The sequence below is a fragment of the Streptomyces sp. NPDC111516 genome (genome assembly GCF_055635345.1).
In genome coordinates this window covers 253,730-269,354 of the sequence record NZ_JBVKBV010000001.1, presented here as the reverse complement: position 1 = coordinate 269,354, position 15,625 = coordinate 253,730, and the positions used below count along the sequence as shown (strand labels likewise).

Annotated in this window: 9 protein-coding genes and 1 pseudogene; 3 read left to right on the top strand and 7 right to left on the bottom strand. The window is 72.2% G+C overall.

Annotation, left to right across the window (positions count from 1 at the left end; all coding sequences use genetic code 11):
* Positions 1-28 precede the first annotated feature (28 nt).
* The 7 genes and pseudogenes from ACZ7L9_RS01250 to ACZ7L9_RS01220 all read right to left on the bottom strand — a co-directional run.
* Complete coding sequence (locus tag ACZ7L9_RS01250; RefSeq protein WP_471411401.1) at positions 29-841, bottom strand: HpcH/HpaI aldolase/citrate lyase family protein; 813 nt, start codon at positions 839-841, stop codon at positions 29-31.
* Positions 838-2,037 (bottom strand): CaiB/BaiF CoA transferase family protein, encoded by a 1,200-nt coding sequence (locus tag ACZ7L9_RS01245; protein WP_471411399.1) that lies wholly within the window; start codon positions 2,035-2,037, stop codon positions 838-840. The genes ACZ7L9_RS01250 and ACZ7L9_RS01245 overlap by 4 nt, the downstream gene beginning before the upstream one ends.
* Positions 2,034-2,918 carry a ribokinase gene (rbsK, locus tag ACZ7L9_RS01240; protein ID WP_471411397.1) on the bottom strand — a complete coding sequence of 295 codons (885 nt, stop codon included), beginning with the start codon at positions 2,916-2,918 and terminating at the stop codon, positions 2,034-2,036. Before rbsK ends, ACZ7L9_RS01245 begins: the two co-directional genes overlap by 4 nt.
* Positions 2,915-4,285, bottom strand: a complete 1,371-nt coding sequence (locus ACZ7L9_RS01235) for an ADP-ribosylglycohydrolase family protein (RefSeq protein ID WP_471411395.1) — start codon at positions 4,283-4,285, stop codon at positions 2,915-2,917. Before ACZ7L9_RS01235 ends, rbsK begins: the two co-directional genes overlap by 4 nt.
* The gene (locus tag ACZ7L9_RS01230) at positions 4,282-5,469 is read right to left on the bottom strand and encodes an ADP-ribosylglycohydrolase family protein (protein WP_471411393.1); all 1,188 of its coding nucleotides are present in this window, start codon (positions 5,467-5,469) and stop codon (positions 4,282-4,284) included. The genes ACZ7L9_RS01235 and ACZ7L9_RS01230 overlap by 4 nt, the downstream gene beginning before the upstream one ends.
* On the bottom strand, positions 5,411-6,928 hold the full coding sequence (locus tag ACZ7L9_RS01225) for an ADP-ribosylglycohydrolase family protein (RefSeq protein WP_471412727.1): 1,518 nt from the start codon (positions 6,926-6,928) through the stop codon (positions 5,411-5,413). The genes ACZ7L9_RS01230 and ACZ7L9_RS01225 overlap by 59 nt, the downstream gene beginning before the upstream one ends.
* A gap of 105 nt (positions 6,929-7,033) precedes the next feature.
* Positions 7,034-7,984 (bottom strand): annotated as a pseudogene (locus ACZ7L9_RS01220) (ADP-ribosylglycohydrolase family protein); the annotation flags it as partial.
* 262 nt (positions 7,985-8,246) lie between these two features.
* Between ACZ7L9_RS01220 and ACZ7L9_RS01215 the strand changes: the two are divergent.
* The 3 genes from ACZ7L9_RS01215 (at position 8,247) to ACZ7L9_RS01205 (ending at position 15,547) form a co-directional block, all read left to right on the top strand.
* Positions 8,247-8,981, top strand: a complete 735-nt coding sequence (locus ACZ7L9_RS01215; protein WP_471411391.1) for a VIT1/CCC1 transporter family protein — start codon at positions 8,247-8,249, stop codon at positions 8,979-8,981.
* A 478-nt stretch (positions 8,982-9,459) separates the two neighbouring features.
* On the top strand, positions 9,460-14,076 hold the full coding sequence (gene gltB, locus ACZ7L9_RS01210) for a glutamate synthase large subunit (RefSeq protein ID WP_471411389.1): 4,617 nt from the start codon (positions 9,460-9,462) through the stop codon (positions 14,074-14,076).
* Positions 14,069-15,547, top strand: coding sequence for a glutamate synthase subunit beta (locus ACZ7L9_RS01205; protein WP_471411387.1), 1,479 nt, complete (start codon positions 14,069-14,071; stop codon positions 15,545-15,547). The genes gltB and ACZ7L9_RS01205 overlap by 8 nt, the downstream gene beginning before the upstream one ends.
* Positions 15,548-15,625: the final 78 nt, after the last annotated feature.

The following is a 15,625-nucleotide window of genomic DNA, read 5'->3' as shown; positions in this document are numbered from 1 at the left end:
ACCGACCGACCGCCCGCACCGGCCCCCGTCACCCCACCCGCGCGGCCAGCGCAAGCGTGCGACGGGCCGACGCCACCACCGCCGCGTCGACGAACCGGCCGTCCGGGAGAGCCAGGGCGCCCTCGTCCGTCGCGGCCGCCTCCACGATCTCCGTCGCCGCCTGGACCTCCTGAGCCGTGGGGCGGAACGCCCGCTCGATGACCGGGAGCTGGCGGGGATGGATCGCCGCCCGCCCCAGGAAACCCAGCGCCCGGCCCCGCGCGCAGGACGCCGCCAGGCCGTCCAGGTCCCGTACGTCCGGGAACACCGACTGGGTGGGCGGCGCCAGTCCGGCCGCGCGCGCGGCGACCACGACCCGGCTGCGCGACCAGTCGAGCCCGGCATCGTCCCGTACCCCCAGATCCGCTCGGAGGTCCGCCTCGCCCAGGGCGATGGAGCGCACCTGGGGATGGGCGGCGGCGACCGTGTAGGCGTGCTCGATGCCGAGCGCCGATTCCAGCAGCGGACAGAGCGCGACCCCCGGTGCCACGGCCGCGATGCGATGGACGGACGCCGCGTGTGTGATCTTGGGCAGCCGGAGTCCGGCGAGGCCCGGCAGCGCGGCCAGGGCGAGGATGTCCGCCTCGGTGTGGACCCGGACGTGGACCGGTACGGCCGTGTCCTCGGCAGGCTCGGACAGGAGTTCGGCGGTGGCCGACCGCGCGTACTCCTTGCGGTCCGGCGCGACCGCGTCCTCCAGATCGACGATCACCACGTCCGCGCCCGCGTCGCGCGCCTTGCGCACCACCTCCGGCCGGTCGCCGGGTACGTACAGCAAGGTGAGGGGGACCGCCGCCGTCACAGCACGTGCTCCGCCCGCAGCGCGGCGATCTCCGGAGCCGACAGGCCCAGACCGGTGAGGATCTCGTCGGTGTCCGCGCCGTGCGGCCGGCCCGCCCAGCGGATCGCGCCCGGCGTCCCGGAGAGACGGAACAGGACGTTCTGCATCCTCAACGGTCCCAGCTCCGGGTCGTCGACCTCGGTGATGGAGCCGAGGGCCCGGTACTGCGGGTCCTCCATCACGTCCTGGATGTCATGGATCGGCGCGATCGCCGCCTCCGCCTTCTCGAATGCGGACACCGCCTCCTCACGGGTGTGCCGGGCGATCCAGTTGCCGACCGCCTCGTCGAGCTCGTCGGCGTGCTCGGCGCGGGTGGTGCCGGAGCCGAACCAGGGTTCGTCGATCAGTCCGGGCCGGCCGACCAGACGCATCACCCGCTCGGCGATCGACTGCGCGGAGGTGGAGACCGCGACCCAGTGCCCGTCCGCGGTGCGGTACGTGTTGCGCGGCGCGTTGTTGCGGGAGCGGTTGCCGGTGCGCGGCTGTACGTAGCCGAGCTGGTCGTACCAGACGGGCTGCGGCCCCAGCACGGTCAGGATCGGCTCGATGATCGCCATGTCGACGATCTGCCCCTCCCCGGTCCGGTCGCGTCCGGCGAGCGCGGCCATCACGGCGTACGCGGTGGCCAGCGCCGCGATCGAGTCGGCGAGCCCGAACGGCGGGAGCGTGGGCGGCCCTTCCGGCTCCCCGGTGATCGCGGCGAACCCGCTCATCGCCTCGGCCAGGGTGCCGAAACCGGGGCGGTGCGCGTACGGGCCGAACTGACCGAAGCCGGTGACCCTGGCCAGCACCAGCCGCGGGTTGACGGCGCGCAGCTCCGGCCAGCCGAGGCCCCAGTGCTCCAGCGTTCCGGGCCGGAAGTTCTCGATGATCACATCGGTTCCGGCGGCCAGCCGGAGCAGGATGTCGCGCCCACCGGGGCTGGACAGGTCGAGGGTCAGATTGCGCTTGTTGCGGCCGAGCAGCTTCCACCACAGGCCGACGCCGTCCTTCGTCGGGCCGTGCCCGCGCGACGGATCGGGCCTGCGCGGATGCTCGACCTTGATCACCTCGGCGCCGAAGTCGCCGAGCATGGTGGCGGAGAGCGGGCCGGCGAAGAGCGTCGCGAGGTCGATGACCCGCAGTCCGGCCAGAGGTGCCTGCGTGGGCGCGTTCATGCGGCGTCGATCTCGCTGCGGTACGGCATGGAGGTCGAGGCGCCCGGCCGCTGCACGCAGAGCGCGGCGGCGGACGACGCCCAGGCCAGTGACTCGGGTACGGGCCGTCGCTCGCCGAGCGCCACGGCCAGCGTGCCGACGAAGGTGTCCCCGGCCCCGGTGGTGTCGACGGCGGTGACCTCGGGCGCGGGGAACAGAACGGGTTCGCCGCCCCGGCCCGCGTACAGGCAACCCTTCGGGCCGAGGGTGATGACGACCGCCGGGACCTGGCCGAGCAGGATCTGCGCCGCCGCGCGGGGGTCGGCGGAGCCGGAGAGCGCGGCTGCCTCGTGCTCGTTGGGGATCAGCACATCGACGCAGTCGAGGAGTTCGGAAGGCAGGGGCTGTACGGGGGACGGGGTGAGGATGGTCCGTACGCCCTGGGCGTGGGCGACTCGCGCGCCCTCCAGTACGGCGGACAGCGGCAGCTCCAGCTGGAGGAGCAGCAGATCGGCTCCGGCGATGGCGGCCATTTCGCCGGGGCCGAGTCCGGTGACGGTGCCGTTGGCGCCGGGGATCACCACGATGGAGTTGGAGCCCGTGTCGTCGACGACGATGTGCGCGGTGCCGCTTGGGCCTTCGGCGGTGTGCAGCAGATCGGTGTCGACGCCCGCGTGCTCCAGGTTGGACCGCAGCAGGGGCCCGTACGCGTCGTCGCCGACCGCGCCGATCATCGTCACATCGGCGCCCGCGCGTGCGGCGGCGACGGCCTGGTTGGCGCCCTTGCCGCCGGGGATGGTGCGCAGCTCCCGTCCGGTGACGGTCTCGCCGCGCTCCGGGGCCCGTGCGACGTATGCGACGAGGTCCATATTGGTGCTGCCGAGCACCGCGATGGCGGTCATGGGCGGAGTGCCTCCTTGTGGGTGAGCCGGTGGGTCTGTTCGGCGAGTGCGTCGAAGCCGATGGAGCCGAAGCCGGGGACGGACGTGGCGAGGCGGTTCTTCAGCGGGGTGGTCCAGCGGCCGGGCAGCGCGTCGGGGCTCCCGGCCAGCAGACCGGCGAGCGAACCGGCGGTCGCACCGTTGGAGTCGGTGTCCCAGCCGCCCGACACCGCACGGCAGATGGAGTCGGAGAAGTCGCCGTCGGCGTGGGTGAGGGCGGCCGCGAGCAGCGCGGCGTTGGGCAGCACATGGACCCAGTGGTGGCCGCCGTACTCGGCGTGCAGCCGGTCGACGGCCGCGTCGAAGCCGTCGCCGCGGGCCGCCCCGATGCCGAAACGCATCGCGTGCGCGAACCGGGAACGCGGCGGTACGACACGCAGCCCGGCGGCCAGACAGCCGTGCACATCGCTCTCGCCGCCGGCCGCCTCGGCGAGCATCGCGGCGGTGGACATCGCCCCGTACACCCCGTTGGCGGTATGGGTGAGGACGGCGTCCCGATGCGCCTGTTCCGCCGCGGCCGACGGGTCGCCCGGATGCGTCCAGCCGTGCACATCCGCCCGGATCCGCGCACCGATCCACTCCCGGAACGGGTTGCGGTACCCGGCGGTGTGCGGGGGCTCGATGCCGTCGAGCAGATTGCGGTACGCGACCCGCTCGGCGGTGAACGTCCGGCCGGCCGGAAGCTCGTCGAGCCAGAGGCGGGCGAGGTCGCAGGTGGTGAAGGACGGTCCGTACCGCTGGAGCAACAGCACGGTGAGCAGTGGGTGGTTGAGGTCGTCGTCCTCCGGCATGCCGTCGATGTTCTCGGCCAGGGAGGTGGGCGCGGAGCGGCGGTTCCAGGGGTAGGTGGCGGCGAGTTCGGCGGGCAGCCCCTTGGCGGTGAACCAGGTGGTCAGGGGCCAGTTGCCGGTGGCGCGGGCCAGAGCGCGGATGCCGGCGAGCGGCAGTTTCTCGACGGGTTTGCCGAGCAGGCAGCCCGCGGCCCGGCCCAGCCAGGCGGCGTGCAGCCGGTCCTGGCTCACCGGCGGCGGCTCCGCGCGCGGGGCAGGCCAGTCTGGGCAGGCGGCCCGGATGGCGGCCAGCTCCGTCGGCTCGTCGGCCTCCAACGGCGATTCCAGCAGGGCGAGTTCGTCCAGCAGCCGCTCCGCGAGCGCGCGCAGCTCCGGTGCCGGAGCAGTCGACGCGCCCGCGCGCTCCGGGGCGGGGGCGCCACCCGCCTCGTACCACCGGCGTGCGACGGTCCGCGCGTCCCGTCCGTCCTCGGCCGCCTGGCGCAGCTCGTGCCCGACCAGGTCCTCGGGCTGTACCCACGTCACCCGTACCGTCATGGCGTGCCCGCCAGCGCGGCGAACGCCGACTCGTGCGCGCGGCGGCGGGCGGTGTCCCGTACGAACACCTCGCGGGCGACGTCCGCCAGGGTTCGCGCGGGGGCGTGCAGATCGAGCCGGCTGGCCTCGGCGACCGTTTTCACCCAGGTGGCGGGGATCGTCCGCTCGCCGTGGAGCGCGCCCGCGACGGCGCCGCTCATCGTGGCGATCGAGTCGCAGTCCCGGCCGTAGTTGACCGAGCCGAGGACCGTGTGCCGGTAGTCGCCGTCCGCCACGAGCAGCATGCCGAGCGCGATCGGGAGTTCCTCGATGGAATGCAGCCGGGACGGCCGGCGGGCGCCCAGCGAGGGGGAGCGGTAGTCGGGGCCGACGGTGTCGAAGGGGGCGACGGCGGTGCGCAGCGGGGCCAGCGCCGACTCGAAGTCCCCGTACCGGTCGGCCGCTTCGCACACCGCCTCGATGGCGGACCGGGTGCCGTCCTTGGCGAGCGAGAGACAGGTGTCGACGATGGTGGCGGGCGTCGCGCCCGGGGCGCAGGCGGCGGCGACGGCCGCCGCGAAGACTCCGGCCGCCTCCCTGCCGTACGAGGACTGATGGGCGCCGGCGACATCCAGCGCCTCGGCGTACGCGGCCTGCGGGTGCGCGGCGTTGACCAGGCCGACCGGCGCCATGTACATCGCCGCACCGCAGTTGACGATGTTTCCGGAGCCCGCCTCACGCGGATCGACATGGCCGTAGTGCAGCCGTGCGACGATCCACTTCTCGGCGAGGAAGATCCGCTGGAGCGGCAGCGCGTCCGCCTCCAGCTCCGGGATCCACCGGGGCGTGGAGATCAGCTCGGGGACCAGGTGGCCGGCGACCGCGTACGCGTCGAGGTGGTCGCGCACCGCCCCGTACACCCGTACCAGCGCATGGGTCATCAAGGTGTCGTCGGTGACGTGTCCGTCGCCCTTGTGGTACGGGGCGATGGGGCGGGCCGTACGCCAGTCGTCGCCGTCCCACGGGCCGACGATGCCGCTGATCCGCCCGCCGTGGCGGGCCGTGATCTGCTCGGGGGACCGGCCCTCGACCGGACCGCCGAGCGCGTCGCCGACCGCGGCGCCGACGAGCGCTCCCGTGATCCGTTCATCGAGTGTGAGTGCCGTGGTCCTCGCCTCGGACCGCGCGGGCATGGTGGATGTCATGTCCGAATTGTCCACCCGTGGGCTTCGGTTCCGTGTCTGCCAGCAGCCCGGCGAGTTCGATGAGATCGGTCCCCGCGAGACGGGGCAGCGCACACCCGGCCAGGGTGCGGCAGGCCTCGCGCCAGCCGTTGGGGACGGCGCCGATGCCGCCGAGCGCACCGGTCAGCGCACCGGCCAGGGCGGGCGCCGAGTCGGCCACCCGGGACAGGCACGCCGCCGCGGGAACGGCCTGGGCGATCTGCCCGCGCGCCGCCGTGGCGAGGGCGAGGGCGACCGGGACGGTCTCGGCGGCGGCGATCCCGTAGCTGTAGACGTGGTCGACGATCTGATGCTCCAGCACCGGTACGAGGGCGAACGCGCCCGCCGCTTCGCCGACGAAGTCACGGGCGATCCGGACGGCGTGGGCGGCGTTGCGGGCGATCTCCGTGCCGTCGGGGAGCTGGGCGAGCGCGGCGTTCACCGCGGTGTCCACGTCCGCGCCGCCCAGCGCCTCGGCGATCGCGGCGGCCATCGCCCGCGCGCCGTGCACACCGTCGCCGTCCTGCGTGTAGCGGGCGTCGAACTCGGCGAGGTCGGCGGCGAGGGTGGGTTCGGCGGGGTGGACGACGGCGAGCACGGCGGCCCGTACGCAGGCCGCGTCGTCGAAGTAGTGCGGGTTGTCGTGGCCGGTGGCGGGCGGGCGCAGTCCGGCGGCGAGATTGCCGAGCCCGGCCCGCACCGAGATCCGGGCGCGCAGCGGGAGCACCGCGGACTCGACCTCGGGGGCCCGGGCGGCGGCCGCGGCGACCTCGGCCGCAAGCGCGTTCCAGGCGACGTCGATGGCGGCCCGCATCCGGCGTTCGGGGGACAGCCCGTGCAGCGGACCGGCGGCCGAGGTGAGCACGGCCTGGGCGGCGAACGCCGCCCATTCGGCGTCGTCGGAGGGGCCGAGCCGCAGGGGTTCGGGCGGCTGGTTGAGCGCGATGGGCACGGGCAGCGTGGTGGTGGCGTTCTGCTCGGCGAAGGTGTCGAGTTCCCGGGTCAGGCGCCGGGTCCACTCGGGCATCCGGGTGGCCCGGTGCCGCGCGGCCGGCCATCCGGCGGCGTCCCCGGCGGCGAGCCCGAGCAACAGCCCCTCGATCCGGGCCCGAAGCCCGGGCGCCGGACGGGTACCGAGACGGGCGGCGGGGGACACGGGGGTGCGGGGGGTGCCGTCCGGGGCCGGGGCCGCGTCCGCATGGTCCGGGCCCGTGTCCGCACCCGGGTGGTTCAGGTCCGGGGCCTCGTCGTCGGTGACGTGCGGGGCTCCGGGCGACACGTACCCGGAACCGGTGTCGCGCGTCGGGCCGCCCTCCGGCGTACCGGCTTCGCCCCCCGCCCCCGCCCCCGCGCCCGCGCCCGCCCCCGCGCCCGCGTACGCCTCGTCCGGGTCGTCCGGGGTGAGCAACTCCGCGATGTCCAGGACGTGGTAGCCCCGCATCGACGGCAGACAGCTGCCCCGGACCGGGCCGATCGCCTCCCCCCAGTGGCGGGGAATCGCGGATGCCCCGTGCAGGGCGCCGGCCAGGGCGCCCGCCACCGCGGCCGTGGTGTCCGCGTCCCGGCCCATGTTGACCGCGGTCAGCACCGCCGTGCGGAAGTCGCCGCGCGCCGCCGCGAACGCGCCGAACGCCAGGCCGACCGCCTCCGGCGCCAGATCCGTCCACGGGTAGCCGCCGACCACCACCGCGGAACGCACCGCGCGCTCCATGGTGAGCCGGTCGGGGTACGAGCGCTGCGCGGCCGCCACCGCGCGCCGCAGCGAGCGCGCCGTCCAGGAGTCCATGGGAACGACGGACAGCGCGGCGGCGATCACCGACGCGAGCCCGGCCCCCACCATCGCGGCGGCCACCCCGGCCGCCACCGCCTGGCCGCCGTAGATGCCCTCCCCGTCATGGCTGACCCGCCCGTCCACCGCGACCAGACGCGCCGCCTCGTACGGCCGGCCCGCCGCGAAGACACCGAACGGCGCCGCTCTCATCGCCAGGCCGTCGCTCCAGGCGTGCCGGTGCTGAGCAGAGATCGGGGCGGCGAGGCCCCGGCGCAGATTCTCCAGCGTGCCCCGCTCACTGAACCCGGCGCCGCGGAACGGCCCCTCGTCCAGATCGGCGATCCACAGATGCCAGGCCCGCTCCACCTGGGTGACGGTCAGCGCCGAACCGTGCCGGGCGAGGAGCAGCCCGGAGAAGATCGCGTACTCCGTGTCGTCCGTGCCCGCGGGGTCGTCGCTCACGAAGCCCTCGATCCGGCCCCAGCGCCGGCGGATCTCGGACGGCCGCAGGTTCTCCGCCGGTGCGCCCAGCGCGTCACCGACCGCGAGACCGAGCAGGGAACCCCTGGCCCGGTCGCCCAGGTCCCCCCGCGCACCCGAGTCCCGGTCCGCGCCACCCCCTGCCGCCACCGGTGCGCCGTGCCGTACCGCGGAGGGTGCGCCGTGCCGCCTGGCCGCCGTGCCGCCGGTCCGCGGCTCTGCCGGATTTCCTGCAATCGACTCCATCGCGTCGACCCTTCGCTCACACCGAGCCAGTTCTCGTACGCTCGATCTGTGCCACGCGGAACCATGACAGAGGCCGATAATCGCAACAAAAGGGCCAGTTGGATGACGGCTCGGCGTCGGTAAGCCAGGCCGTACTCACCTGGTCACTGGGGCGGGTAAGTACGGCCTGCCTTGCTGGCGGGGGCCCTTTTTCGTGCGTACTTTCGACGGTGTTGAGCGGGGGCGGAGCGCGTGAAACCCGCTGCCGGAGAAGGGGAGAGCTGTGTCCATCATCGAGACCGACGCCGTACTGCACGAGGCGCACCGCGACAACCACACCCACCGCGACGTGAACGGCGGCTGGCTGCGCCCTGCGGTGTTCGGTGCCATGGACGGGCTGGTCTCCAACCTCGCGCTGATGACCGGCGTCGCGGGTGGTGCCGTCTCCCAGCAGACGATCGTGATCACCGGTCTGGCGGGCCTGGCCGCCGGTGCGTTCTCCATGGCGGCCGGCGAATACACCTCCGTCGCCTCGCAGCGTGAGCTCGTCGAGGCCGAACTCGACGTCGAGCGGCGCGAGTTGCGCAAGCACCCCAAGGACGAGGAGCGTGAGCTCGCCGCGCTCTACGAGTCCCGTGGCGTCGAGCCCGGCCTCGCCCGCGAGGTCGCACGGCAGCTGTCGCGCGACCCGGAGCAGGCCCTGGAGATCCACGCCCGCGAGGAGCTCGGCATCGACCCGGGCGATCTGCCCTCGCCGCTCGTCGCCGCCGTGTCCTCGTTCGGCGCGTTCGCGCTGGGCGCGCTGCTGCCCGTACTCCCGTACCTGCTCGGCGCGAGTGCGCTGTGGCCGGCCGTGCTGCTCGCACTGGTCGGGCTGTTCGCCTGCGGGGCGGTGGTCGCCAGGGTGACCGCGCGCAGCTGGCTGTACAGCGGGCTGCGGCAGCTGGTGCTCGGCGGGGTCGCCGCGGCGATCACCTACGGTCTCGGCACGCTGTTCGGCGTGGCCGTCGGAAGCTAGCACCCCTCCCGGCAAGCTCTGTCCCTTCCGGCGAGCTTTGCCTCCAAGGAGCATGACATCGAGCCCGTCCGGCTGAAGGCTTTGTCCTCGAACGCCGGACGGGCTTCGCTTCGGCAACGTGTCCGCCATCCGTGTGACGTACGTCTTGGTGACCGCCTCTGGGCGGAACGGCATCCTCCCACGTAAAATGAGTCTCTATACAGGGCTCCACATAAGTAGCCATTACCCGGCGGTTTCGTTTTCTTTGCTGCCGGGCATGAGCCGTAGACACCGCGGGCAACGACGCCTGCTCTCTGCGGTCCCCCCGGGCGCCGATCCTCCGACTGCGACCCCCCACCGCCTCAGGCAGTGTCCGTATGTTGGAACGAACTATCCGCTTCTTGAGAAGCGCCCCATCATGTAAACCTGCACGAAATTTCGCAGAGGGCCAACGTCGTCCCTCGGCACTGCATATGCCACGACGACGACGGGAGAGCCGATGCGTACCGACGCCTGGTCGCCCATGGACGGTCGCCCCGCCCAGCAGGGGATGTACGACCCCCGTAACGAGCACGACGCCTGTGGGGTCGGGTTCGTGGCCACTCTGACCGGTGTGGCCAGCCATGAGCTGGTCGAGCAGGCGCTGACCGTACTGCGCAACCTCGAACACCGCGGTGCCACCGGATCCGAGCCCGACTCCGGCGACGGCGCCGGAATCCTCCTCCAGGTGCCGGACACCTTCCTCCGCGACGAGGTCGCCTTCGACCTCCCCGAGGCCGGCGCCTACGCCGTCGGAATCGCCTTCCTGCCCGCGGACGACGCCACCGAGGCCGTCCGGAAGCTGGAGAAGATCTCCGCCGAGGAGGGCCTCAAGGTCCTCGGCTGGCGCCAGGTCCCGGTCACCCCGGACATCCTCGGCAAGGGCGCCCGCGCCACCATGCCCGAGTTCCGCCAGCTCTTCGTCGCCGACGGTACGAGCGCCGGCATCGCACTCGACCGCAAGGCCTTCGTGCTGCGCAAGCGCGCCGAGCGGGAGGCCGGGGTGTACTTCCCCTCGCTCTCCGCCCGCACGATCGTCTACAAGGGCATGCTCACCACGGGGCAGCTGGAGCCGTTCTTCCCGGACCTCTCCGACCGCCGCTTCGCCACCGCCGTCGCGCTGGTCCACTCGCGCTTCTCCACGAACACCTTCCCGAGCTGGCCGCTCGCCCACCCGTACCGCTTCGTCGCGCACAACGGCGAGATCAACACGGTCAAGGGCAACCGCAACTGGATGAAGGCCCGCGAGTCCCAGCTCGCGTCGAGTGTGTTCGGCTCCGCCGATGGACACGGTGGTACGGAGCAGCTCGACCGGATCTTCCCTGTCTGCACCCCCGACGCCTCCGACTCCGCCTCCTTCGACGAGGTCCTGGAGCTGCTCCACCTCGGTGGCCGTTCGCTGCCCCACTCGGTGCTGATGATGGTCCCCGAGGCGTGGGAGAGCCCTGAATCGATGAACTCCATGGATTCAGCCCGGCGCGCCTTCTACCAGTACCACTCCACGATGATGGAGCCCTGGGACGGCCCGGCCTGCGTCACCTTCACCGACGGCACCCAGGTCGGCGCGGTCCTGGACCGCAACGGTCTGCGCCCCGGCCGCTACTGGGTCACCGACGACGGCCTCGTCGTGCTCTCCTCCGAGGTCGGTGTCCTGGACATCGACCCCGCGAAGGTCGTCCGCAAGGGCCGCCTCCAGCCCGGCAGGATGTTCCTGGTCGACACCGCCGAGCACCGCATCATCGAGGACGACGAGATCAAGGCCGCCCTCGCCGCCGAGCAGCCGTACGAGGACTGGCTGGAGACCGGCGAGATCGAGCTGGAGGACCTCCCCGAGCGGGAGCACATCGTGCACACGCACGCCTCCGTCACCCGCCGCCAGCAGACCTTCGGCTACACCGAGGAAGAGCTCCGCGTCATCCTCGCCCCGATGGCCCGCACAGCCGGCGAACCCCTCGGCTCCATGGGCACGGACTCCCCGATTGCCGCCCTGTCCGAGCGCCCCCGGCTGCTCTTCGACTACTTCACCCAGCTGTTCGCCCAGGTCACCAACCCGCCGCTGGACGCCATCCGCGAGGAGCTCGTCACCTCGCTGCGCTCCACGCTCGGCCCACAGGGCAACCTGCTGCAGCCGACCGCCGCGTCGTGCCGCAGCGTCACGCTGCCGTTCCCGGTGATCGACAACGACGAGCTGGCCAAGCTGATACACATCAACGCCGACGGCGACATGCCGGGCATGAAGGCCGCCACGCTCTCCGGGCTCTACCGGGTCGGCGGCGGTGGCGACGCCCTCGCGGAGCGGATCGAGCAGATCCGCGCCGAGGTCGACACCGCCATAGAGGACGGCGCCCGCCTCGTCGTCCTGTCCGACCGGCACTCCGACGCCGAGCACGCCCCGATCCCGTCGCTGCTGCTCACCTCGGCCGTCCACCACCACCTCATCCGCACCAAGCAGCGCACCCAGGTGGGGCTGCTGGTCGAGGCCGGAGACGTCCGCGAGGTCCACCACGTCGCGCTGCTGATCGGCTACGGTGCCGCCGCGGTCAACCCGTACCTGGCGATGGAGTCCGTCGAGGACCTGGTGCGCGCCGGTACGTTCATCGAGGGCATCGAGCCCGAGAAGGCCATCCGGAACCTGATCTACGCGCTCGGCAAGGGCGTCCTCAAGGTCATGTCCAAGATGGGCATCTCGACGGTCGCCTCCTACCGCGGTGCCCAGGTCTTCGAGGCCGTCGGCCTGGACGAGGGCTTCGTCGCGAAGTACTTCAACGGCACCGCCACCAAGATCGGCGGCGCGGGCCTCGACGTCATCGCCCGGGAAGTCGCCGCCCGCCACGCCAAGGCCTACCCCGCGTCCGGCATCTCCGCCTCGCACCGCGCGCTGGAGATCGGCGGCGAGTACCAGTGGCGCCGCGAGGGCGAGCCGCACCTGTTCGACCCGGAGACGGTCTTCCGCCTGCAGCACGCCACGCGCAACAAGCGGTACGACATCTTCAAGAAGTACACCGACCGGGTGAACGAGCAGTCCGAGCGCCTGATGACGCTCCGCGGTCTGCTCGCCCTAAAGACAAATGAGAACGGCAAGAGCGACCGTGAGCCGATCCCGGTCGACGAGGTCGAGTCCGTCTCCGACATCGTCAAGCGGTTCTCGACCGGCGCCATGTCGTACGGCTCGATCTCCCGCGAGGCGCACGAGACCCTCGCCATCGCCATGAACCAGCTGGGCGGCAAGTCCAACACCGGTGAGGGCGGCGAGGACGCCGACCGGCTGTACGACCCGGCGCGCCGCTCGTCCATCAAGCAGGTCGCCTCCGGCCGCTTCGGTGTGACCAGCGAGTACCTGGTCAACGCGGACGACATCCAGATCAAGATGGCGCAGGGCGCCAAGCCCGGCGAGGGCGGCCAGCTGCCCGGCCACAAGGTCTACCCGTGGGTCGCCAGGACCCGGCACTCCACCCCGGGTGTCGGTCTGATCTCCCCGCCGCCGCATCACGACATCTACTCCATCGAGGACCTGGCTCAGCTGATCCACGACCTCAAGAACGCCAACCCGGCGGCCCGCATCCACGTGAAGCTGGTCTCCGAGGTCGGCGTCGGCACGGTCGCCGCGGGTGTCTCCAAGGCGCACGCGGATGTCGTCCTGATCTCCGGCCACGACGGCGGAACGGGTGCCTCCCCGCTCACCTCGCTGAAGCACGCGGGCGGCCCCTGGGAGCTCGGCCTCGCCGAGACCCAGCAGACCCTGCTGCTCAACGGCCTGCGCGACCGCATCGTCGTGCAGACCGACGGCCAGCTGAAGACCGGCCGCGACGTCGTCATCGCCGCGCTGCTGGGCGCCGAGGAATTCGGTTTCGCCACCGCGCCGCTCGTCGTCTCCGGCTGCGTCATGATGCGCGTCTGCCACCTGGACACCTGCCCGGTCGGCATCGCCACCCAGAACCCGGTCCTGCGGAGTCGTTTCTCCGGCAAGGCCGAGTACGTCGTCAACTTCTTCGAGTTCATCGCCCAGGAGGTCCGCGAGCTCCTCGCCGAGCTCGGCTTCCGTACGATCGAGGAGGCCGTCGGCCACGCCGAGCTGCTCGACACCGACCGCGCGATCACCCACTGGAAGGCGCAGGGCCTCGACCTGGAGCCCCTGTTCCACGTCCCCGAGCTGCCCGAGGGTGCGGTCCGCCACCAGCGGATCGAGCAGGACCACGGTCTCGCCAAGGCCCTCGACAACGAGCTGATCAGGCTCGCCGCCGACGCTCTGAACGCGGAGAGCGCCGAGGCCGCCCAGCCGGTCCGGGCCCAGATCGCGATCCGGAACATCAACCGGACCGTCGGCACCATGCTCGGCCACGAGGTGACGAAGAAGTTCGGCGGCGCCGGTCTGCCGCAGGACACCGTCGACATCACGTTCACCGGCTCCGCAGGCCAGTCCTTCGGCGCGTTCGTGCCGAGCGGAGTGACGCTGCGACTGGAGGGCGACGCCAACGACTACGTCGGCAAGGGCCTCTCCGGCGGCCGCGTCATCGTCCGCCCGGACCGCGGCGCCGACCACCTCGCCGAGTACTCCACCATCGCGGGCAACACCATCGCCTACGGCGCCACCGGCGGCGAACTGTTCCTGCGCGGCCGGACCGGTGAACGGTTCTGCGTCCGCAACTCCGGCGCCACCGTCGTCTCCGAGGGCGTGGGCGACCACGGCTGCGAGTACATGACCGGCGGCCACGCCGTCGTACTCGGCGAGACCGGACGCAACTTCGCCGCCGGTATGTCGGGCGGCGTCGCGTACGTCATCGACCTGGACCGTGACAACGTCAACTCCGGCAACCTCGGCGCGATCGAGGCCCTCTCCGACACCGACGAGCAGTGGCTGCACGACGTGGTGCGCCGCCACCAGGAGGAGACCGGCTCCACGGTCGCCGAGAAGCTGCTCGCCGAGTGGGACGACGCCGACGGCGGTGTCTCCCGCTTCAGCAAGATCATCCCGTCCACGTACAAGGCAGTGCTCGCCGCCAAGGACGCCGCTGAGCTCGCCGGTCTCTCCGAACAGGAGACCACCGAGAAGATGATGGAGGCGGCGACCAATGGCTGACCCCAAGGGCTTTTTGACCACCGGGCGCGAGGTCGCCGAGACCCGCCCCGTGGGCGAGCGCGTCAAGGACTGGAACGAGGTCTACGTTCCGGGCTCGCTGCTCCCGATCATCAGCAAGCAGGCCGGCCGCTGCATGGACTGCGGCATCCCGTTCTGCCACAACGGCTGCCCGCTCGGAAACCTCATCCCCGAGTGGAACGACTACGCCTACCGCGAGGACTGGTCGGCCGCGTCCGAGCGCCTGCACGCCACGAACAACTTCCCGGAGTTCACGGGCCGTCTGTGCCCCGCTCCCTGCGAGTCGGCGTGCGTGCTCGGCATCAACCAGCCGGCCGTCACCATCAAGAACGTCGAAGTCTCCATCATCGACAAGGCGTGGGACAACGGCGACGTCACCCCGCAGCCGCCCGAGCGGCTCTCCGGCAAGACCGTCGCCGTGATCGGCTCGGGCCCGGCCGGTCTCGCCGCGGCCCAGCAGCTCACCCGGGCCGGCCACACGGTCGCCGTCTTCGAGCGCGCGGACCGCATCGGGGGCCTTCTCCGGTACGGCATCCCCGAGTTCAAGATGGAGAAGTCGCACATCAACCGCCGCATCGAGCAGATGCGCGCGGAAGGCACCAAGTTCCGTACGGAGACGGAGATCGGCAAGGACATCGACGCCGCCAAGCTCCGCCGCCGCTACGACGCGGTCGTCGTCGCCGCCGGTGCCACCGTCTCCCGCGATCTGCCCGTTCCGGGCCGTGAGCTGAACGGCGTGCACTTCGCGATGGAGTACCTGCCGCTCGCCAACAAGGTGCAGGAGGGCGACCTGACGGTCTCCCCGATCACCGCCGAGGGCAAGCACGTCGTCGTCATCGGCGGCGGCGACACCGGCGCCGACTGCGTGGGCACCGCCCACCGCCAGGGTGCGCTCTCCGTCACCCAGCTGGAGATCATGCCCCGGCCGGGCGAGGACCGGAACACCAACCAGCCCTGGCCGACCTTCCCGATGCTCTACAAGGTCACCTCCGCGCACGAGGAGGGCGGCGAGCGGGTCTACTCCGTCTCGACCACCCTCTTCGAGGGCTCCGCTCCCGAAGAGGGGCAGACCGTCGGCAACGTCCAGGCGCTGCACCTGGTCGAGGTGGAGTTCAAGGACGGCAAGCTGGAGCAGAAGCCCGGCACCGAGCGGAGGATCCCCGCTCAGCTGGTCACCCTGGCCATGGGCTTCACCGGCACCGACCAGTCCAACGGCCTGGTCCAGCAGTTCGGCCTGGAGCTCGACGAGCGCGGCAATGTCGCGCGCGACGCGGACTACGCCACCAACGTCGACGGAGTCTTCGTCGCCGGTGACGCGGGCCGCGGCCAGTCCCTCATCGTGTGGGCCATCGCCGAGGGCCGCTCCGCGGCGCGCGGCGTGGACCGCTTCCTGACCGGAGCCAGCGCCCTGCCGGCCCCGATCCGCCCGACGGACCGTGCCCTGACGGTCTGATCACACGGCACACAAGACGTCCCGTACAACGGCGTACGGAACTGAACGCGGCGCCTGCCCGTCCCCGACCGGACGATC